Annotated in this window: 15 protein-coding genes and 1 riboswitch; of the genes, 8 read left to right on the forward strand and 7 right to left on the reverse strand. The window is 64.2% G+C overall.

Annotated features, from left to right (window positions below):
• Positions 1–4 precede the first annotated feature (4 nt).
• Positions 5–1036, forward strand: coding sequence for a 2-oxoacid:ferredoxin oxidoreductase subunit beta (locus C8267_RS02865; RefSeq protein WP_087361020.1), 1032 nt, complete (start codon positions 5–7; stop codon positions 1034–1036).
• A gap of 493 nt (positions 1037–1529) precedes the next feature.
• Positions 1530–2765: an MFS transporter gene (locus C8267_RS02870; RefSeq protein WP_106633558.1), complete on the forward strand. Its 1236-nt coding sequence runs from the start codon at positions 1530–1532 to the stop codon at positions 2763–2765.
• Positions 2766–3038: 273 nt separating this feature from the next.
• Here C8267_RS02870 and C8267_RS02875 read toward each other — a convergent pair whose 3' ends face one another.
• Positions 3039–4016: a hypothetical protein gene (locus C8267_RS02875; RefSeq protein WP_106633559.1), complete on the reverse strand. Its 978-nt coding sequence runs from the start codon at positions 4014–4016 to the stop codon at positions 3039–3041.
• 188 nt (positions 4017–4204) lie between these two features.
• On the opposite strand from C8267_RS02875, the gene C8267_RS02880 reads away from it, so the two are divergent.
• Positions 4205–4927: an MBL fold metallo-hydrolase gene (locus C8267_RS02880; RefSeq protein WP_106633560.1), complete on the forward strand. Its 723-nt coding sequence runs from the start codon at positions 4205–4207 to the stop codon at positions 4925–4927.
• A 227-nt stretch (positions 4928–5154) separates the two neighbouring features.
• Here the strand turns inward: C8267_RS02880 and C8267_RS02885 are convergent, their stop codons facing one another.
• The 5 genes from C8267_RS02885 to C8267_RS02905 form a co-directional block, all read right to left on the reverse strand.
• Positions 5155–6906 carry a hypothetical protein gene (locus C8267_RS02885; protein ID WP_158699674.1) on the reverse strand — a complete coding sequence of 584 codons (1752 nt, stop codon included), beginning with the start codon at positions 6904–6906 and terminating at the stop codon, positions 5155–5157.
• 139 nt (positions 6907–7045) lie between these two features.
• Positions 7046–7260, reverse strand: a riboswitch (cobalamin riboswitch).
• Between the two features lie 157 nt (positions 7261–7417).
• Positions 7418–7735 carry a cation transporter gene (locus C8267_RS02890; protein ID WP_087361030.1) on the reverse strand — a complete coding sequence of 106 codons (318 nt, stop codon included), beginning with the start codon at positions 7733–7735 and terminating at the stop codon, positions 7418–7420.
• Positions 7736–7844: 109 nt separating this feature from the next.
• Positions 7845–10223 (reverse strand): TonB-dependent receptor, encoded by a 2379-nt coding sequence (locus C8267_RS02895; RefSeq protein WP_087361031.1) that lies wholly within the window; start codon positions 10221–10223, stop codon positions 7845–7847.
• An 87-nt stretch (positions 10224–10310) separates the two neighbouring features.
• Complete coding sequence (locus C8267_RS02900) at positions 10311–10739, reverse strand: Fur family transcriptional regulator (RefSeq protein WP_106633562.1); 429 nt, start codon at positions 10737–10739, stop codon at positions 10311–10313.
• A gap of 161 nt (positions 10740–10900) precedes the next feature.
• The gene (locus tag C8267_RS02905) at positions 10901–11329 is read right to left on the reverse strand and encodes a hypothetical protein (RefSeq protein ID WP_106633563.1); all 429 of its coding nucleotides are present in this window, start codon (positions 11327–11329) and stop codon (positions 10901–10903) included.
• Positions 11330–11494: 165 nt separating this feature from the next.
• On the opposite strand from C8267_RS02905, the gene C8267_RS02910 reads away from it, so the two are divergent.
• On the forward strand, positions 11495–13720 hold the full coding sequence (locus tag C8267_RS02910; protein WP_234025665.1) for a RecQ family ATP-dependent DNA helicase: 2226 nt from the start codon (positions 11495–11497) through the stop codon (positions 13718–13720).
• An 84-nt stretch (positions 13721–13804) separates the two neighbouring features.
• Here C8267_RS02910 and C8267_RS02915 read toward each other — a convergent pair whose 3' ends face one another.
• Positions 13805–14335 carry a hypothetical protein gene (locus tag C8267_RS02915; RefSeq protein WP_158699675.1) on the reverse strand — a complete coding sequence of 177 codons (531 nt, stop codon included), beginning with the start codon at positions 14333–14335 and terminating at the stop codon, positions 13805–13807.
• A 184-nt stretch (positions 14336–14519) separates the two neighbouring features.
• Here C8267_RS02915 and C8267_RS02920 point away from each other — a divergent pair, with 184 nt between their 5' ends.
• The 4 genes from C8267_RS02920 to C8267_RS02935 are packed head-to-tail and all read left to right on the forward strand — an operon-like array spanning position 14520 to position 18325.
• The gene (locus tag C8267_RS02920) at positions 14520–15125 is read left to right on the forward strand and encodes a 3'-5' exonuclease (RefSeq protein ID WP_087361044.1); all 606 of its coding nucleotides are present in this window, start codon (positions 14520–14522) and stop codon (positions 15123–15125) included.
• Between the two features lie 7 nt (positions 15126–15132).
• Positions 15133–16332 carry a class I SAM-dependent rRNA methyltransferase gene (locus C8267_RS02925; RefSeq protein ID WP_106633565.1) on the forward strand — a complete coding sequence of 400 codons (1200 nt, stop codon included), beginning with the start codon at positions 15133–15135 and terminating at the stop codon, positions 16330–16332.
• A 29-nt stretch (positions 16333–16361) separates the two neighbouring features.
• Complete coding sequence (locus C8267_RS02930) at positions 16362–17477, forward strand: S8 family serine peptidase (protein ID WP_106633566.1); 1116 nt, start codon at positions 16362–16364, stop codon at positions 17475–17477.
• A complete protein-coding gene (locus C8267_RS02935; RefSeq protein ID WP_087361050.1) occupies positions 17474–18325 on the forward strand; it encodes an alpha/beta hydrolase in 852 nt (283 codons plus the stop codon). The genes C8267_RS02930 and C8267_RS02935 overlap by 4 nt, the downstream gene beginning before the upstream one ends.
• The last annotated feature ends 121 nt before the right edge of the window (positions 18326–18446 follow it).

Below are 18446 nucleotides of genomic sequence, written 5' to 3' on the forward strand. Positions count from 1 at the left end.
AGCCATGGCAGACTACAAATACACTCCCGCCGACTTCAAGAGCGACCAGGAGGTACGCTGGTGCCCGGGTTGCGGCGACCACGCCATCCTGAACGCCGTGCAGCGCGCACTGCCCGAGATTGCAGATGCGACCGACACGCCCCACAACCTCTTCACCTTCGTCTCGGGCATCGGCTGCTCGTCGCGCTTCATCTACTACATGAAGACCTTCGGGTTCCACTCGATTCACGGACGCGCCAACGCCGTGGCTACGGGCGTCAAGGTGGCCAATCCGCGGCTGAACGTCTGGGTGACCACCGGTGACGGCGACTCGCTGGCCATCGGCGGCAACCACTTCATCCACGCCATCCGCCGCAACGTGGACCTCAACGTCATCCTCTTCAACAACGAAATCTACGGTCTGACCAAGGGTCAGTACTCCCCCACTTCGAAGCTGGGCAAAATCACCAAGACGTCGCCCTACGGCACCGTCGAGAAGCCCTTCAACCCCGGTGAGCTGGTTATCGGCGCCAAGGGAACCTTCTTCGCCCGTTCGATTGACATGGAGGTGCAGCTCTCGAAGGAGTGCATGGTCGCCGCCGCGAAGCACAAGGGCATGTCGGTCATCGAGGTGATGCAGAACTGCGTCATCTTCAACGACAAGACCCATGCCGACTTCGCCGCCGACAAGGCCACGCGCGCCGCACGCACCATCACGCTGCGCCATGGCGAGAAGATGCTCTTCGGTGCGAACCGCGAGAAGGGCCTCGTCTTCGAGAACATGAAGCTGAAGGTGGTGACCGTCGGCGAGGACGGCTACACGCTCGACGACGTGCTGACGCACGACGCCCACGAGCGCGACACGACGCTTCACGTGATGCTCGCCTCGATGAAGTATCCCGACTATCCGGTGGCGCTGGGCGTCATCCGCGAGGTGGAGGACGATGCGGTCTACGACCTTGCCGTCGAGCGCCAGGTCGAGGAGGTGAAGGCCAAGAGCAAGATTCACTGTGTGGACGACCTGCTGCACTCGGGCGCCACGTGGGAGATGGAGTAATCCCCGCAGGAAGGAAAAGACCTTCAAAGGCATTCTCACAGGGGGCGGAACTATCCGCCCCCTGTTTTGTTGCGGATTGTTGCGGACGGAGCGGGCGGCCGGGCCAAACAGACATGACCGGGCCGGACAGACAAGACAGGGACAAGGCCGGGCAGGACAGGCAGAACAGGCAGAACAGGCAGAACAGGCAGGACAGGCAGAACAAGGCCGGGCAGGACAGAATGGCCGGACAAGGCCGGGCAGGACAGAATGGCCGGGCCGACAAACAGGAGGGGCCGCCGGCAGCGGAGAAAGAATGCACGCGACGAGGGTCGGCAGGCTGCCGACGACGAATAAGGGATGCTCACTCAGAGGGCGGCCGGGCAACCGGCAGAGCAAGTTCGGACGGGTCGGATGGAGCAGATTCGGCAAATTTTGCGTAATTTAGCGGCTGAATGGAGCCCGGCGCGGCAATCGGCCGGAACAATGACCGGGCACCCACGCGACGCTGAGCATGGAACAAAGCTGGAAAAAGACATTCGCCATCATCTGGAGCGGACAGTTTCTGTCGGTGCTCAGCAGTTCGATTGTCGGATATGCCGTGATTTTCTGGCTGAGCATCGAGACCCGCTCGGCCGAGGTGCTGGCGCTGGCCGCCATCTGCGGCATGCTGCCCCAGGCGGTTCTGGGCATCTTCGTCGGCCCCTACGTCGACCGCTGGAACCGCAAGCGGACGATGATTGCCTCCGACTCGTTCATCGCCCTCTGCACGCTGCTGCTGGCCCTGCTCTTCTGGCTGGGCGTGGCCCGCACGTGGCACATCTACCTGCTGCTGGCCTGCCGTTCGGCCGGCTCGGCCTTCCACAGGCCCGCCATGCAGGCCTCCATTCCGCTGCTGGCCCCCCGCTCGCAGCTCACCCGCATCGCCGGCATCAATCAGGTCATCAGCGCCGTGTCGGACATCGCCGGCCCGGCGCTCGGAGCGCTGCTCATCTCGCTCACGGGGATGGGCACCATCCTCATGCTCGACGTGGCCGGAGCGCTCTTCGCCTGCACGACGTTGCAGCTGGTCCGCATTCCCGAGCCCGAGCGTCCGGAACGGACGCCCGACCTGAGGCGTGAGTTCCGCGAAGGGTTTTCGGCCATCTTCGCCGTGCGGGGCATGGCGTGGTTCATCGGGCTGGCCATCGCCGTGCTCTTCTTCATCATGCCCGTCGGGGTGCTCTTCCCGCTCATGACGCTCGAACACTTCGGCGGCGGAACCTACGAAATGAGCCTCGTCGAGATTGTCTGGGGCGCCGGAGCACTGGCTGGAGGCGCCCTGATGGGGGTGCGCAACTACCACCGCAACCGGGCGCTGCTTATCAATGCAATGTACCTGGTCGTCGGCCTCTCGTTCCTCGGCTCGGGACTGCTCCCGGCATCGGGATTCGTCTGGTTCGCGCTCTTCACCGCGGCGGCGGGCATCACCTCGAGCGTCTTCAGCGCCGCCTTCATCGCCGTGGTCCAGCACCGGATTGCCGCCGAGGTGCTCGGCCGCGTCCTCTCGCTCTACTACGGATTCAGCCTGCTGCCGGCAGCGCTCGGACTGCTGGGCACCGGATTTCTGGCCGAACAGGTCGGACTGCGCCCCACCTTCATCATCTCGGGATGCATCATCTGCCTGCTCGGCATCGTCGCCTTCCTCATCCCCTCGGTCCGCCAGATTGACAGCAAAAGAGATGAGGAGCCGGCCGGGCAGAAGAGGTAAACGCCGCACTCATCCCGCCGCATTCGATGCAGGTCCGACAGGCCCTGCGATTCCTTCCCGGTCCTGCTCCGGCAACCGTTCAGCACCTTCTCCCCTTTCCCGCCTCTGCTCTTCGCACCGCTCCTGCTCCCCCACCTGGCCGGGCCTCCAGACGGTTCAAGCCTCCCTTCCGACTCCACGGCGCAATCTCCGCGCGCCGGACGGCATAAAAAAACGGTGCGAAGCCTCAGCTCCGCACCGACGATGGATGCAGCACGACGTTCCGCGGAGGACTCAGTCGACCACCACGACGTAGCCGTTGTAGCGAATCGTATAAATCAGCGCATAGCTGCCCTGAAGCTCCCACTCCACCGAGACCTCGTTCGAGGGGAACTGTGCGGCGTCGTAGTCGCCGGCATCGGGCATGCGGCAGGTCTCCACGCCGTCGCTGATGATGTTGTAGCCGATGCACTCGCCCCCCATGATTTCATACTCAAGGGCCAGCGAGGTGGTGTTGTTGAAGGTCACGAACGAGCGGCCCGAAGCCTCGCCCTCCAGCTCGCTGCCCTTGCCCTCCTCGGCAAAGTCGGAGTAGCAGAGCGTCCCCGCCTTGGGCTTCCAGCGGAAGGTGCCGCTCCAGTCGGAGGTATAGGCCTCCTGCTCGTAAATCTTCACGGCAGCCATCTCGATGACATAGCCGCCCGTCGCATCGGCATGGATGCGCGTCGAGCCTCCTTCGCAGGTTACCTTCTCGTCGGAGCCGGCCGTCATCTCAACCGGCGTATCGATGGAGACGGTCCAGAGGTTGTCGGCATCGGTCGCGGCCAGCTGCCGGTCCCCCGTCATGACGATGTAGGAACCTGTCCGGTTGTAGGCGTCGTAGCTCCCCTTGCTGCCGTTGTAGCGAATGCGGAAGCCCGAGGCAATCTTCTCGAGCTCGGTATTGTAGCCGAAGAGCAGGTTCTGCAGGTTGGCGCCGCTCACCTGAATCTTCTTCAGATACTCAACGTCGAACGGGTCTCCCGGCTCCTGTCCCTGCTCGACGGCAGCGGCCGCCTGCTTTTCGGCTTCGGCCAGCAGCATTGCCAGACGCAGGGCGGCGTCGGCCGACTGCATCGAGAGCACGTTCTGCGGATGAGCCGCATTGTAGATGGCGATACCGGGGCGCACGGGCTCCAGTTTCTTGAAGAGGTCGTTGCCTTCGCTCTTGAGGCATCCCGTGAGCGAGAGCGCTGCGGCCGCCGCGAGGGAGATAAGGTAGAATTTGCGCATGGTCTGTTCTGTTTGGTTTCCCGATAAACGGTGCACAGCGACCGATACTGCATCGCACGTCCGAAAAAAATCGGAGACCGCACCGACGTTTATCATCTGCAAAGATAGGAATTATTCGTTTTTTTCGTTAAATTGGACTCCGGAATCTCTAAATCCAGGATACAATGATTCGCAAAACCCTCTTGCTTATGTCGTTTCTTTCACTCTTCGGCTGCGGCGCATCGCACGCCCCCGAATTTCCGACGGATACCTTCACGGCCCGCGACGGTTCCCAATTTACAATGACCTTCATCAAACACGGCTCGCTGGCCATCGAGGTGGCGGGCAAGCACATCTACATCGACCCCGTCAGCGAATATGCCGACTACGCGACGCTGCCCAAGGCCGACCTCATTCTGGTGACCCACTCCCACTACGACCACTTCGACCGCACGGCCATCGAGGCGCTCGAGACCCCCGAAACGGATCTGCTCTGCGACAAGACGACGGCCGAGGCCTTCGACTTCGACTGTCACGTGATGATGCCTGGCGATACGGCCCGTCCGCGCGACTACGTCACCATCGAGGCCGTAGCGGCCTACAACACCTCGGCCGACCGGCAGCAGTACCATCCGCGCGAGCGTCAGGATGTGGGCTACCTGCTCACCATCGGCGGCACGCGCATCTATGTCTCGGGCGACGGCGAGAACACCCCCGAGATGGAGGCGCTCCGCGACATCGACATCGCGCTGCTGGCCGTCAACCAGCCCTTCACGATGACCGTCGACCAGGCTGTCGAGGCGGCGAAGGCCATCCGCCCGAAGATTTTCTACCCCTACCACTACGGCGAAGTGGACGAGAAGACCGACCTCGACCGGCTCACCCGCGAGCTGGAGGGTGTCACCGAGGTCCGCATCCGCCCGATGGAGTAATTGTTTGTTCCAAAGGCTCCGACTACCCTTCCCGGCAACATCCCAGCCGCACAACCGCACGGCAAGGGGCGCGACCCGACGGGTCACGCCCCTTGTTCATGTTCCGAGCCGGAAAACGGCGCCGGAGGAAGGCTTCCGAGAACGGCTCCGGAGAACGGCTCCGGAGGAAGGTTCCGGAGGTCCGGAGGGAGGAGCGCCGCACGGAGCTGCGCGCCTCCCCACCCCCGTCACTCGCGGATGCAGCGGATGTTGCCGCCGATGGCCTCGTTCTGGGCGTTGTTATTGCTCACCGCACGCGAGTACCAGTAGAGCATGTAGCCCTTGAAGTTCTGCGCCGGATAGTTGTGGTTGTAGGAGCAGGCCGACCAATAGTAGCCGTAGCGCCCCACGTTCGACAGCCGGCCCGAATCCATCCGGTAGCCCTGCGCCGGCCAGTAGCCGCCCTTGTAGGTGCGCGACTGATGTTCGCCCGCCGCTGCCATCGTCGTCTTGTCGGCGTCGGCCATCACCTCCTGATACCATCCCGGCACCTTGTATCCCGGCGGGCAGGGGTCGAACATCGTCTTCTGGTTGTTGCGCTTCATGAAGTCGTAGCCCCACAGCTCGGCATACTGCACGTTGTCGTCGTTGAACCACGCCCCGACACCGCTCGAGGCGACCTGCGCCCCGTAGGTGATGAAGGTCATCGGATGGGCCGCCGCATAGTCGACCGACTGCCCCGAGGCGATGGAGGCGTCGTCGTTGCGCAGCGTCGACCAGCCGGTCGTATGGGCCGCGTTGAAGACGCAGTCTCCCTCGATGGCGCTCTGGAAGGCCTCACCGTCGGGAATGGCCGCACCGTCGGAGTTCGCCAGCTGCGACGTCGCGATGAAGGGGTCCTTGCGCCCCCACTGATAGAAGAGGCCGAACGACGCCACGTCGTCGACCGCCGTCGAGGTGGCCCCCACATTGCGGTCGAGGAAGAGATACTCGGGCGAGGAGCCCTCGATAAGGTGGGCCGAGGGGTCCTCCGTCATCCAGATGTGCCAGCTCCAGACCACCCGCTGCTCGCTGTCGAAGAGGGCCAGCACCGCATTGCCGCGCCCCGCCGAGGCCTCAAAGCGAATCCGTTTCGAGGCGGCGTCAAACGACACCCCCGAAACCAGCCCCTCGGCCGAGGCCCAGAGCCAGTCGGCGCTCCACCCTTCGCCCGGCTGGATGGCCCCGTCGAAATGCTTGCTCTCCGCATCGGCATTGGCGCTCACGCCATTGCCGCGCACATCGGCCGCAAAGGAGTAGACGCCCGCCTCGCTCACCAGGTAGCAGTTGGCCGTCCCCGAGGCGCTCAGGTCGACCGACGAGGGGTCGGCCGTACGGAAAGGCTTCACGGCCAGCTCGCTGCGCGACTCAGCATCGGCAACGTAGGCGTAGAGCCGGTAGTCGGTCGCCGCGGCAAGGCCCCGGATTTCGAGCTTCATCTCGGCCGCAGCCTCCACCTCGGTAAACTCCGAAGGCTCGCCCCCGTCGGCGGGAAGGCAGGCCCAGAAGAGGCGCAGCGCGTCGGAGGTCGTCACCGAGGCCTCGGCCCCCTCGGCCGTGGCGGTCACCTCGCCGAACTGGAGTGCCGGCAGACGCAGCGTCTCGAAATCGCGGCTCACCGCCTCGCACGGCTCGCCCTTTGCATTCTCGGCCCGCGCCATAAGCGTATAGGCCGTGCCGGCGTCAAGCCCCTCGACGCGGAGCGTCACCGAAGCGGCGGGGCTCTCCAGTTGCGTCCAGGCCGATGCGTCGGGCGCGGTGCCCTGACTCAGACAGCAGTAGGCCACACGCGCGGCCTGTTCCGATTTCAGGGTGAAGCTCACCGCCTGCCGGGCAGGGGTCACCTCTTCGATGGTCACCTTGGCCGGAAGCGGCCGCGGAGCATCACTATCCGACTTGCTGCACGCCGTCGGAAGCAGGGCCGCCCAGGCGGCCGTCAAGAGTACAAACAATCTCCTCATATCCTGTACAATTAAAGGGTTAGGCGTTGCACCGCACCATCGGCGCCGCCCGCAGGAAGATTCGGAGTATGCAAAAAAGGGGAAACGGTAAAACGAAAAGAGTTCCTCCACCTCGCCCCGCCCGTCCTCCGCAGGCATGCGCTCGATTCAGGCAAAGGCAGGTCTTCTGACTCGCTTCCGACGCGACGCCTTCCCAACCCGAAGGTCAGTGGCAAAAGATTGTCGCGACGACAGCCCGGCATCCACCGGGACGAAGCTCACAGCAGCGGGAACTGTTGCCGAATTGCACGGCATTCCCTTTTAATCCCTCGAGGCGGCGCGGCCTCTCGGGAACCGTTTGCAGGGCAAATGTAGCCATTTCCGGCATATTTCCAAACGCTTCGGGCAAAAATCGTCCGGCCGACGCTCCGTCCGGCCGCCGTCTGAAGACCCTCATGGGACAAAAAAGCGGAGCGCTTCCCCCTTTGGGGGAAAACGCTCCGCAGCGGTCGGTTTCAGCGCGCGCGAAAGGCTACTCGGCCTTTTCGGCCTCGGGCATCGGTTCGGCCTTCACCTTGAGCGAGGCCAGCCCCTTGACAATCGTCTGCACGTCGTTCTTCGAGGCGTCGTAGACCACCGTAACCTGCTTCGTGGCGAGGTCCACCTGCACATCCTTGATGCCTTTGCCCAGCACGGGCACGTTGTTCATGATGCGGGTCACGCAGTGCTCGCAGTCCACATCGGTCTTGAAGACGGTGGTCACCGTCTTCTTCTGGGCGGCGGGTTTGGCCGCCATGCAGGTGCCGACGCCCAGCAGCAGGACGAGGCACATCATCAGCATCTTTTTCATCTTGTCTCCTGTTTTTTGAAGTTTTACTCGTATTCGTTCATTCCGGCGCGCGGAGGCCGTCCGGAGCGCTCCGGCCCGGCCCGGCCCGCGCCCCGCATCAGTATCAGTATCAGTAGAGGTTGAAGCGCACGCCCAGATAGAACTTGCGCCCCATGAGCGGACCCCAGACGTTCATCGAGTTGAAGGCCGCCGAGAAGGGGTTGTCGGCACTCAGAATCGGGTCGTGCTGCATGTAGTCGCCGATGTTCTCGCAGCCGACGTAGATGTCGAACTTGCCCACCTTGCGGGTCACCTGTGCGAAGAAAATCGGGTAGCGCGGCGAGTAGTAGCCGTAGTCGGCCTCCACGACGCCGTTGTTCTCCACGAAGCGCGGCACGCGGCTCGGGCCGTTCAGCTGGGCCGTCACGTCGAAGACCCAACGGCGGAACTTGGTGGCGTACTGGATGTTGAGCAGCGTCTTGTACTGGCTGATGAGCGGCCGCTCGACGCGCACGTGCTCCGTTCCCTGGGGGTTGCGGTTGAGCGTCATCTCGCTGTCCGTGTAGCGGAACGTGGCGAAGATGTCGAGCCGCTCGACGGGCGACCACGAGAAGTCGACCTGGTAGGTATCCGTATAGGAGCGGCCGTCGGTGTTGTAGATGTGGATGGCGGAGGGGTCCATCTCCTGGTCGACGACCACCGAGTTGTAGAACTGCGTGCGGAAGTAGTCGAAGCTCAGCGTCGCATCGTCCTCGCGCACCAGCGTGAAGCTCTGCGTGAGGCTGCCGCCGAAGGTCAGCGCCTTCTCCATGCGGTTGAAGTCGCGCGAGAAGCCGTTGTCGAAGACCAGCTTGCGGCCCGTGGCCAGCATGCCGACGTTGTCCGTGATGATGTTGGTCGTGCGGTAACCCAGACCGGCCGAGGCGCGCAGCGTGGTGGTGCGGGTGATATTCCAGCGGATGTGGCCGCGCGGCGTGGCGAAGAAGTTGTCGAAGTAGCGGTTGTAGTCGCCGCGAATGCCCGCCACGAGCGAGAACTTGTCCTTGATGGAGTAGGTATACTCGGCGAAGAGTCCCGCCTCGCCCTCCGTACGGTCGAAGGTGAAGTCACCGGCCGACGTCCCGGCAATCCAGGGCGTGGGGTTGAGCAGCGACTCGCGGTAGTAGTTCAGGTGGGCCTGACCGCCGACGTTGATGGAGGAGCGGTAGGTGAAGTAGTGGTTGTACATGAGCGAGAGCGAGAGCGCGTTCTGGTTACCCGAGTAGTTGTTCAGGCCGAAGTAGGCCTCCTCGTCGAAGTGGTCGAAGTCGGCCACGAAGGCCAGGTTCGAGCGCATCTCGTCCTGCTCCTGCTCGTCGTAGACCGACGGGCCGAGCGGCAAGCCGATTTTGACGTAGCCGTTGGCGTTGCGATTGCGGATGTGCGAGCCGTAGAGCGGCTTGCCGGCAGCATCGGGCTGCTCCCACAGCGACCAGTCATCCTCCATCGCCCGGCGCATGGCGTCGGTATTGCGGTAGCCGAGCATGCCGCCCAGGCGGTTCTCCTGGACGAACTTCCAGCCCCAGCGAATCTGCGTGCCGTTGTCGGCCGCATAGAGCCACTTGTTGGCCACGTTGAACTGGCTGGTGATGGGCAGGTCGCGGAAACCGTCGTCGTTGTGGTCCATGCGCCGCACGTCGGTATCGCCCGAGCCGTGGAGCAGGATGATGCTCGTCAGCTTTCCGTCGCGCGAGACGGGAAAGGCCGAGGTGATGTTGGCCTCGGGACGCAGCTCGTCGTCGAGGTAGACGTTGACGAAGAGGCGTTCGGCGTCGGTCGGCTTGCGGTGCTCGAGGTTGATTTGGCCCGTGATGGCCTCATGGCCGGCCGTCACCGAGGCGACGCCCTTCGAGACCTGAATCGAGTTGAGCCACATGCCCGGCGTATAGCTCAGGCCGTAGGGGGCGCTGAGCCCCTGCATGATGGGGCGGTTCTCGTCGAGAATCTGCGTATAGGTGCCGGCCAGACCGAGCATCTTGATTTGCCGCGCGCCCGAGATGGCGTCGCTGTAGCCTACGGTCACCGACGCCGAGTTCTCGAACGACTCGGCCAGGTTGCAGCAGGCCATCTTGCAGAGGCCGGCAAAGGATATCATCTCGTTCTTGACAATGCCGTCGTGCTTGACATAGTTGCCGCTCTGGTTCCCCTCGATGACCACCTCGTCGAGCGAGACCCCTTCGGCCTCGAGCGCGAAGTTGAGCTCCGCACGGTTGTCGTCGATGCGGACCGTGTCGTTGACGTAACCGAGGTAGGAGGCGACCAGACGGTCGTAGCCGCGCACGCGGTGCACCAGGAAGCCACCCTCGGCATCGGTGCTTGCGCCGACGGTCGTTCCGGCCCAGTAGACCGAAGCGCCGACGAGCGGCTGTCCCTCCGTATCGCACACCTTGCCGCGCAGGTCCTGGGCGCGAAGCGGCGAGGCGGCGGCAAACAGCGTAAGAATTGCAATCGATAAAGCGAATCGTTTCATGGGTTTTTCATTTTTCGACGGAGCAAAGGTGGCAAAAAAGAGTTGCAACCGGGTTGCAAAGTCTCTATGCATACCCTGCACTGGGGCTCAGCCCCGCCGTTTGGCCCTGCACTCGGGGCAGAGTCCCCGGAGCAGGTAGTCGATTTGACGGACCTCGAAACCGGCCGGATAGGCGACAACCGGAATGTGCGTATGGTCCAGACAGAGGGTCCGGCCGCACGCCTCGCAATGGAAGTGGCAGTGCATCTCGTCGATGCGGCAGGCGTGGTCGTTGTGGCAGACGCAGTACTTGGCCGAGCCGCTGCCATCCTCGACCAGATGCAGCAGGTGGCGCCGCACGAAGAGCGTCAGCGTCCGGTAAATCGACGAGCGGTCCATGCCGTCGGTGGCCTCCTCCAGGTCGGCCAGCGTGAAGGTGTCGCTGAAACGCTCCATGGCGTCCAGCACAAGCATGCGCACCGCCGTGGGGCGGATGCCGTGGTGCAGAAGCACCTCTTCGCAATGGTGGGAATCCATCTTGCCCTCCTCGAAAGGCCTGCCGACGGGCGGCAGACCGGTCCGTAAATCGATGATTGGTAAAAACGGGTGGAATAAAAAGAGAAGCACGCGGGCGGAGAGGGAGCCGGGCTCCGCGCAACATCCGCCTGCAGGCGCGCCCGGACACACCGAGGGCGCCGTCAGCCCCGGGCGGGAGGAGCCCGAAGAGCCGCCGCACGAAGCAATCCGTCGTCGGGCAGCACGTCGGGACGCTCCGCCGCATCGCTGTGGTGGAGCAGCTGCTCGGCCACGGCCGGCAGTTCGGCCGCAAGCGTCGGCGGCAGGGCCAGCACGACGCGGCGGGCCGCCTTGTCGAGCAGCGACGAGAGGGCCGTGTAGAGTGCTATTTCGGTGCTGTGCGAGTCGTCGCAGCAGGGCGCCGTCAGATGAAGGGCGTCGCCCGCAGAGGCCGCATCGTGGTGCACGCAGCAGATGCAGTGCGGATGCTCATGTCCGGGATGCGCATGGAGCCGCACGCAGTCGCACGAGAGTGCGGCAGCGGCCTCGCCACCCACGGCAAAGAGGTAGAGGGCGAGCAGCAGGAGAGCTATGATGCGGCGGGGGTTCATCGACGCTGTTTCGAAGCTATCGGAGCAAAGATAGTGATTATTTCCGATTTTGCCTAATTCCGACGACAAAACGACAGAAGCCGCCCGCCCCTCGGCCCGTCACCGACCCGCCTGACGGGGTCCGGGGCTTGCTTTTGCGCGGCGGATTCACTAATTTTGCAACGTATGGAAGTTCGCGACATTCATGCCGTCCTGAAGCAATACTGGGGCTACGACGCCTTCCGGCCCGTACAGGAGCAGATTATCCGCTCGGTGCTGGAGGGGCGCGATACGCTCGCGCTGATGCCCACCGGCGGCGGCAAGTCGCTCACCTACCAGGTCCCGACGATGGCCCGCCAGGGGCTCTGCATCGTCGTCACCCCCCTCATCGCCCTGATGAAGGACCAGGTCGACCGGCTGCGCGCGCTGCACATTCCGGCCGTGGCGGTCCACTCGGGCCTCTCGCCCCGCCAAATCGACATTGCGCTGGACAACTGCGCCTACGGCGACGTGAAGTTCCTCTACGTCGCCCCCGAGCGGCTCTCGACCGACGCCTTCCGGCTGCGCGTCGAGCGGATGAAGGTCACGCTGCTGGCCGTCGACGAGGCCCACTGCATCTCGCAGTGGGGCTACGACTTCCGCCCCTCCTACCTGCGCATCGCCGAGCTGCGCCGCCAGCTTCCCGGCGTGCCGGTGCTGGCGCTCACCGCCTCGGCCACGCCGCTCGTGGCCGAGGACATCATGCGCCACCTCGACTTCGCCGAGCCCCACATCCTGCGCAGCAGCTTCGCACGTCCCAACCTCTCCTACAGCGTCCGCCGCACCGAGGACAAGAACGGGCAGCTGCTCCGGCTGCTGCGGGGGGTCGAAGGCTGCGGCATCGTCTACGTCCGCACGCGCGAGGGCACCGAACAGCTGGCCGACCTGCTGCGCAACGAGGGCATCACGGCCGCCGCCTACCACGGCGGACTGGGCCACGCCGAGCGGACGCTTCGCCAGGAGGATTGGATGACGGGCCGCGTGCGGGTGATGGTGGCCACCAACGCCTTCGGCATGGGCATCGACAAGGCCGACGTGCGCTTCGTCTGCCACTACTCGCTCTGCGACTCGCTCGAGAGCTACTACCAGGAGGCGGGGCGCGCCGGACGCGACGGCCGCCGCAGCTATGCCCTGCTGCTCGTCGCCCCCAACGACGAGAGCCGCGTCGTGCGCCGCTTCGAGCAGGAGTTTCCGCCGCTCGACCGCATCAAGGAGATTTACGACAAGGTCTGCTCCTACCTGCAAATCGGCATCGGCGAGGGGGCCGGCGCCTCGTTCCTCTTCAACATCCACGACTTCTGCACGCGCGAGCACCTCTACGTCGGCACGGTGCAGAGCGCACTGAAGCTGCTGCAGCAGAACGGCTATCTGACCCTCACGGACGCCATGGAGAACCCCGCCCGGCTGATGTTCTGCGTCAGCCGCGACGACCTCTACCGGCTGCGCATCCGCCGCGACGACTTGGACCACTTCATCCGCACCATCCTGCGGCTCTACAACGGCGTCTTCACGGAGTTCCGCCCCATCGACGAGTGCGAGCTGGCGACGTGGAGCGGCTATAAGGTCGAGCGGGTCAAGGAGCTGCTCAAGACGCTCTGGCAGTTGCGCGTCATCCGCTACATCCCGTCGAACCGCTCCCCGATGCTCTACATGGAGGAGGAGCGCCTGCCGCGCGCCGACCTCTACATCGCCCCCGAGACCTACAGGCACCGCCAGGAGCTCATGCGCGAACGCTTCGACCACATGCTCGCCTATGCGGCCAACGAGACGGAGTGCCGCAGCGTGGTGCTCGAGCGCTACTTCGGGGCCGACGACGCCCAACCCTGCGGCATCTGCGACATCTGCCTTGCCCGCCGGCGCGAGACGAAGCGGCAGCAGGCATCGACCGCCCCGACCGAACCGAACGCTCCGGCCGACAGTCCGGCAGGAAATCCGTCAGCGCACGACGCCGCCCCGACCGGCACCACGCCCGGGGGTCAAGCCTCAACCACTCCCCGTCCGACCGGCACCACGCCCGAGGGTCCCCGACCGGCCGGCTCGTTCCCAACCGGCGCGGCCCCGGAGACGGCTTCTGAGGCAGACGAAGCGGAAGCGGAAGCAGACAGCCCGACGGGCTCCTCACCCACGAGGTTGCCGATTGCCGCTGCCGAGGGGACCATTCCGACCGGGGAGCTGCGGCGCAGGGTGCTCGAGCTCCTCTCGTCCTCGCCCTGCTCACCGCAGGAGCTGCTCGACGCGCTGCACAGCGAACTGCCTGGAGCACTGTTCGTGGACGAGGGCCCCGTCATCGAACTGCTGCGCCGCCTCCAGGCACAGGGAGTGCTCCGCACCGAAGCCGACGGACGCCTCCACACCGTCCTCGCGCAGCCGTAATTCCATGCCTTCGGCAGCGGGTTCCCAGAACACAAAAACGGGCGGCACCCTGAGGCACCGCCCGGAATCGTCCGGAATAAGAAGCTACTTCTCCCAGCTCTCATCCCAATTGAACTGGACGTTCTGCACCAGATAACGGCCAATCACCTCCTTGTACTCCTCTTTCCACGGCAGAAGCACCGTACCCTTCTCTTTCAATTCGGGAATCGACCGGTGAATCGTCTCGTAGTCCGGCAAATCCTCGCGGTTTTCCACCTCCCACGGAAAGATAAACATGCTGAACAACGAACACTTATTAAGCAATACGGCCCGCTCTTCTTTCAATTTGGCAACCGAATCACACGGGATAATATAAAGCCGAACATCAGACAGGACATATCCATTGATGCACGTAAAATCCACCGACCGGATGGGCAATTCGAACCGGTCAAAAAACTCCTGCAATGGGGCGTTGCTATTTGTTCCCATGGCATGAGCACTCCAGTTGTAATCCAGATAAGCGACCGTATCCCCGCCAAAGGCCGACAATGGCTTGTAGTCCGCATAACCGGGCTTGCGTGCAATGGCCGTCATGCACACCAATACCGCCAACAAAAATATAATGCTCCGTTTCATAGTTCCATAGATTCGACTCCTCTACAAGATACGCATTATTCCCCAAATTACAAAAACGGCCGAACGCAAGTCTCCCTGCGCCAAGGCCGGCAGCGGGGCCCGCACGGAGGGCAATGCCGATTTTGGGGGCGCCGATGCCGATATTCCGATTTATTTCCCTAACTTTGTATGAATTTACAACTCGATGAAGAACACAAATACATTTCAACCCAAAATCGGCAACGAAGAGACGGCGGCGCTGCCCGCCATCGAATACCCGGGCGAAATCCGCGTCATCGAGCAGGAGGAGGAGATTTCCGACGCCTGCGCCTATCTGGCGGCCCATCCCGTCATCGGATTCGACACCGAAACGCGTCCCTCGTTCCGTCAGGGCGTGACCTTCCGCGTCTCGCTGCTCCAGCTCTCCACCCCCGAACGCTGCTACCTCTTCCGCCTCAACCGGATTCCGCTCGCCGCCCCGCTGCTCCACCTGCTGGGGAGCGCAAAGGTGCAGAAGGTGGGAGCCGACGTGGCGGGCGACCTCCGTTCGCTGCGCCAGCTGCGCCACTTCCGCGACGGCGGCTTTGTCGACCTGCAGGCCATCGCCCCCGACTGGGGAATCGAGGAGAAGAGCCTCCGCAAACTCTCGGCCATCGTGCTGGGCAAACGGGTCTCGAAGGCGCAGCGGCTGAGCAACTGGGAGGCCGCCCAGCTGACCGACAAGCAGCTGCTCTACGCGGCAACCGATGCCTGGGTCTGCACCGAAATCTACGACAAACTGCAACAAACGCCCCAAATCCGCAAAAAATAACCCCCGCATGACACCTCAAGTATACCTGCGCCGCGGCAAGGAGGAATCGCTCCTCCGCCACCATCCCTGGATTTTCTCGGGCGCCATCGACTACATCAAGGCCGAAGACGAGGCCGAGATTACGGAAGGCGCCCTGGTCGAAGTCTACACCCACGGCGGCGAATTCATCGCTCTGGGCCACTACCAAATCGGCTCCATCGCCGTGCGCGTGCTCTCGTTCGAGCGCTGCGCGATTGACGCCGCGTGGTGGCGCGGACGCATCGCCTCGGCTCTCGACGTGCGCCGCACACTGGGGCTCACCGACGCCCCCGACACGACCTGCTACCGACTGGTGCACGGCGAGGGAGACTCGCTGCCGGGGCTCGTGGTGGACATCTACGGCACGACGGCCGTCGTCCAGTGCCACTCGGTGGGGATGTACCGTGCGCGGCTCGACGTGGCCGCCGCCCTGCGCGAGGTCTACGGCTCGCGGCTCACGGCCATCTACGACAAGAGCTCGCAGACGGTCCCCTACAACGCCCGTCTGGGCGCCGTGGACGGCTACCTGTGGGGCAGCTCCGACCACGAGACGCAGGTGGTGCTCGAGCATGGCGAGAAATTCCTGGTCAACTGGGAGCATGGGCAGAAGACGGGCTTCTTCCTCGACCAGCGCGAAAACCGCCAGCTGGTGAAGCGCTACGCCGCGGGCCGCACCGTGCTCAACACCTTCTGCTACACGGGCGGCTTCTCGGTCTACGCCCTCTCGGGCGGCGCGAAGGAGGTGGTGTCGGTCGACTCGTCGGAACGCGCCGTGGCACTGGCCGAGGAGAACGTGCGGCTTAACTTCGGGGCCGAGGCCAAACACACGGCCCTGGCGGCCGACGCCGTGGAGTACCTGCGCGACATCGGCGACCGCTACGACCTGATTATCCTCGACCCGCCCGCCTTCGCCAAGCACCACAAGGTGCTGGGCAACGCCATGCAGGGCTACAAGCGGCTCAACGCCCGGGCGCTGTCGCAAATCAAGAGCGGCGGCATCCTCTTCACCTTCTCCTGCTCGCAGGCCGTCTCGAAGGAGCTCTTCCGCACGACGGTCTTCTCGGCGGCGGCCATCGCGGGGCGCAAGGTGCGGATTCTGCACCAGCTGACCCAGCCGGCCGACCACCCCATCAACATCTACCACCCCGAAGGCGAGTACCTCAAGGGGCTGGTGCTCTACGTCGAGTAGCAGCGGCCACGCCCCGACCGCCGAAAGGCATGAATGCGATGAACGGAACGACCGACAACAGCAAATCGAAGCTCCTGCGGCGGGGCTTTGCGGCATTTGCCGCAGCATCGGCACTGCTGCTTGCGGATGGCTGTGCCGACATCCGGCAAGCCATCGACGATGCGCTGGGGGGCTGGACCAAGGAATACACCCGAACCTACTCGCGCGAAATCGGCGCAATGATGGGTCCCCGTTACGATTCGCTCGCTCTGGAGGGCCGCGGCATCCGCATCGGCGTGCTCGATGCCGGGTTCGGGTCGCTGCGCAGCGACCCGCGCACCCAAGGGCTCCGCATCATCGACTACCGCGACTTCACGACCGGAGACACGACCGGATTCTTTCGCGACCCGATGGAGCACGGCCGGCAGGTCTGCATGAACATCGGCGGCCGCATGGGGAGCGACACGCTGCTCGGGCTGGCCCCCGCGAGCGAGTTCTGTCTGGCGAAAATCGACCTTCCCGACCGGGAGCCGCGCAGCGAGGAGGTGCGCATGATGCAGGGTATCGAGTGGCTGCTCGACAAGGGGGTGGACCTCATCACCTGCTCCATCAGCTACACCACCTTCGACGACTTCGACGGCTACACGCCCGGGCAGCTCGACGGCCGCAGTTCGCGGATTTCGCGCTTCCTCGACAGCATTCTGCGCGCTCATCCCCAGCTGCTCTTCATCCAGTGCGCCGGCAACGAGGGCAACAAGCCGTGGCGCCACATCGGCTTCCCGGGCGACGTGCGCGAGGCCGTCACGGTCGGCGCCGTCGACTGGGACGGTCAAACGCGCAGGGAGTACAGCAGCACGGGATGGCCCGAAGCTGGGTATATCAAGCCCGACGTGGTCGTCAGCGACTCGCCCCGCGGAACCTCCTTCTCGACGCCCGTCATTGCAGGGCTCTGCGCCGCGATGCTCCAGTACAACCGCGTGGAGCGCTCTACGCTGATTGCCGCGCTCCACGCCTCAGGCAGCCGGGCCGCGACGCCCGACTGCGAGGTGGGATACGGCATACCGCAGCTCGACCGTCTGGTCGAACTGCTCGCTCCGACCGACGCATCGGACTCCGCCGGCAGCAAAACCGACACGACGAACCAAACGATAAACAACCTGAAATGAGACGAATGCTGATGTTTGCGGCGATGCTGCTCTCCGCCGCACCGCTGACGGCCCAGAGCCGGCTTGAAACCTTCACGCTCCGCAGCGAGCTGCTCGGCGCCGAAAAGAGCTGCACAATCTACCTTCCCGACGGCTTCGACGCCGACCCGACGCGCCGCTATCCGGTGCTCTACCTGCTGCACGGCGCGAGCGACACCCACACCGCATGGAGCGAACCCACCAAGGGACAGATGCAGCAGATTCTTGACGAAGCCATCGCCGAGGGACGCTCTGTGAAGATGGTGGTCGTCATGCCCGACGCCTCGGGCGAGGACGAGAACCACACGGGACGCCACATGGGTTACTACAACGTTCCGGATTGGCCCTACGAGCGCTTCTTCTTCGAGGAGCTGATGCCCGCCGTCGAGCGCCGCTACCGCATCCGGAGCGAGAAGCAGAGCCGCGCCATTGCCGGCCTGTCGATGGGCGGAGGCGGCACGGCGACCTATGCCCAGCACCACCCCGAGCTCTTCAGCTCGGCCTGCCCGCTCAGCGCGGCGATGGAGCCGCGGCCGATTCCGGGCGACCCGAACGACTACGAACGTTCGCGCATCGAGAACAGTCCGCTGCGCTTCCTGCAGCAGATGACCGACGAGCAGGCTGCTGCGCTGCGCACCGTACGCTGGCGGGTCGACTGCGGCGACGACGACTTCCTCTGGCAAGGCAACATCCGCTTCTACGAGCAGATGCGCCTGCACAACATTCCACTCGAATACCGCATGCGCGACGGCGGCCACACGTGGCGCTACTGGCGCACGGCGCTGCCCGAGGTGCTGACCTTTGTCAGCATCGGATTCGGGCAGGAGTAACGGCAGCCGGGCCGACCCGAAGCGCTTCGGGACGGAGTATAACGGCAACCGGGCGGGCCCGAAAGGCATCGGGTGCGCAGCATCGAAACGACAGACGGCGACGTCCCCCTTTACGGGGTAA

This window comes from Alistipes sp. Marseille-P5061 (genome assembly GCF_900290115.1).
Taxonomy (GTDB): domain Bacteria; phylum Bacteroidota; class Bacteroidia; order Bacteroidales; family Rikenellaceae; genus Alistipes; species Alistipes excrementigallinarum.

Excerpts from the sequence above, each read along its gene's own strand:
- C8267_RS02870 (WP_106633558.1), top strand. The coding sequence starts at position 1,530 with ATGGAACAAAGCTGGAAAAAGACATTCGCCATCATCTGGAGCGGACAG.
- C8267_RS02890 (WP_087361030.1), bottom strand. The coding sequence starts at position 7,735 with ATGAAAAAGATGCTGATGATGTGCCTCGTCCTGCTGCTGGGCGTCGGC.
- C8267_RS02880 (WP_106633560.1), top strand. The coding sequence starts at position 4,205 with ATGTCGTTTCTTTCACTCTTCGGCTGCGGCGCATCGCACGCCCCCGAA.
- C8267_RS02895 (WP_087361031.1), bottom strand. The coding sequence starts at position 10,223 with ATGAAACGATTCGCTTTATCGATTGCAATTCTTACGCTGTTTGCCGCC.
- C8267_RS02885 (WP_158699674.1), bottom strand. The coding sequence starts at position 6,906 with ATGAGGAGATTGTTTGTACTCTTGACGGCCGCCTGGGCGGCCCTGCTT.
- C8267_RS02910 (WP_234025665.1), top strand. The coding sequence starts at position 11,495 with ATGGAAGTTCGCGACATTCATGCCGTCCTGAAGCAATACTGGGGCTAC.
- C8267_RS02865 (WP_087361020.1), top strand. The coding sequence starts at position 5 with ATGGCAGACTACAAATACACTCCCGCCGACTTCAAGAGCGACCAGGAG.
- C8267_RS02920 (WP_087361044.1), top strand. The coding sequence starts at position 14,520 with ATGAAGAACACAAATACATTTCAACCCAAAATCGGCAACGAAGAGACG.
- C8267_RS02900 (WP_106633562.1), bottom strand. The coding sequence starts at position 10,739 with ATGGATTCCCACCATTGCGAAGAGGTGCTTCTGCACCACGGCATCCGC.
- C8267_RS02930 (WP_106633566.1), top strand. The coding sequence starts at position 16,362 with ATGAATGCGATGAACGGAACGACCGACAACAGCAAATCGAAGCTCCTG.
- C8267_RS02875 (WP_106633559.1), bottom strand. The coding sequence starts at position 4,016 with ATGCGCAAATTCTACCTTATCTCCCTCGCGGCGGCCGCAGCGCTCTCG.
- C8267_RS02925 (WP_106633565.1), top strand. The coding sequence starts at position 15,133 with ATGACACCTCAAGTATACCTGCGCCGCGGCAAGGAGGAATCGCTCCTC.
- C8267_RS02905 (WP_106633563.1), bottom strand. The coding sequence starts at position 11,329 with ATGAACCCCCGCCGCATCATAGCTCTCCTGCTGCTCGCCCTCTACCTC.
- C8267_RS02935 (WP_087361050.1), top strand. The coding sequence starts at position 17,474 with ATGAGACGAATGCTGATGTTTGCGGCGATGCTGCTCTCCGCCGCACCG.
- C8267_RS02915 (WP_158699675.1), bottom strand. The coding sequence starts at position 14,335 with ATGAAACGGAGCATTATATTTTTGTTGGCGGTATTGGTGTGCATGACG.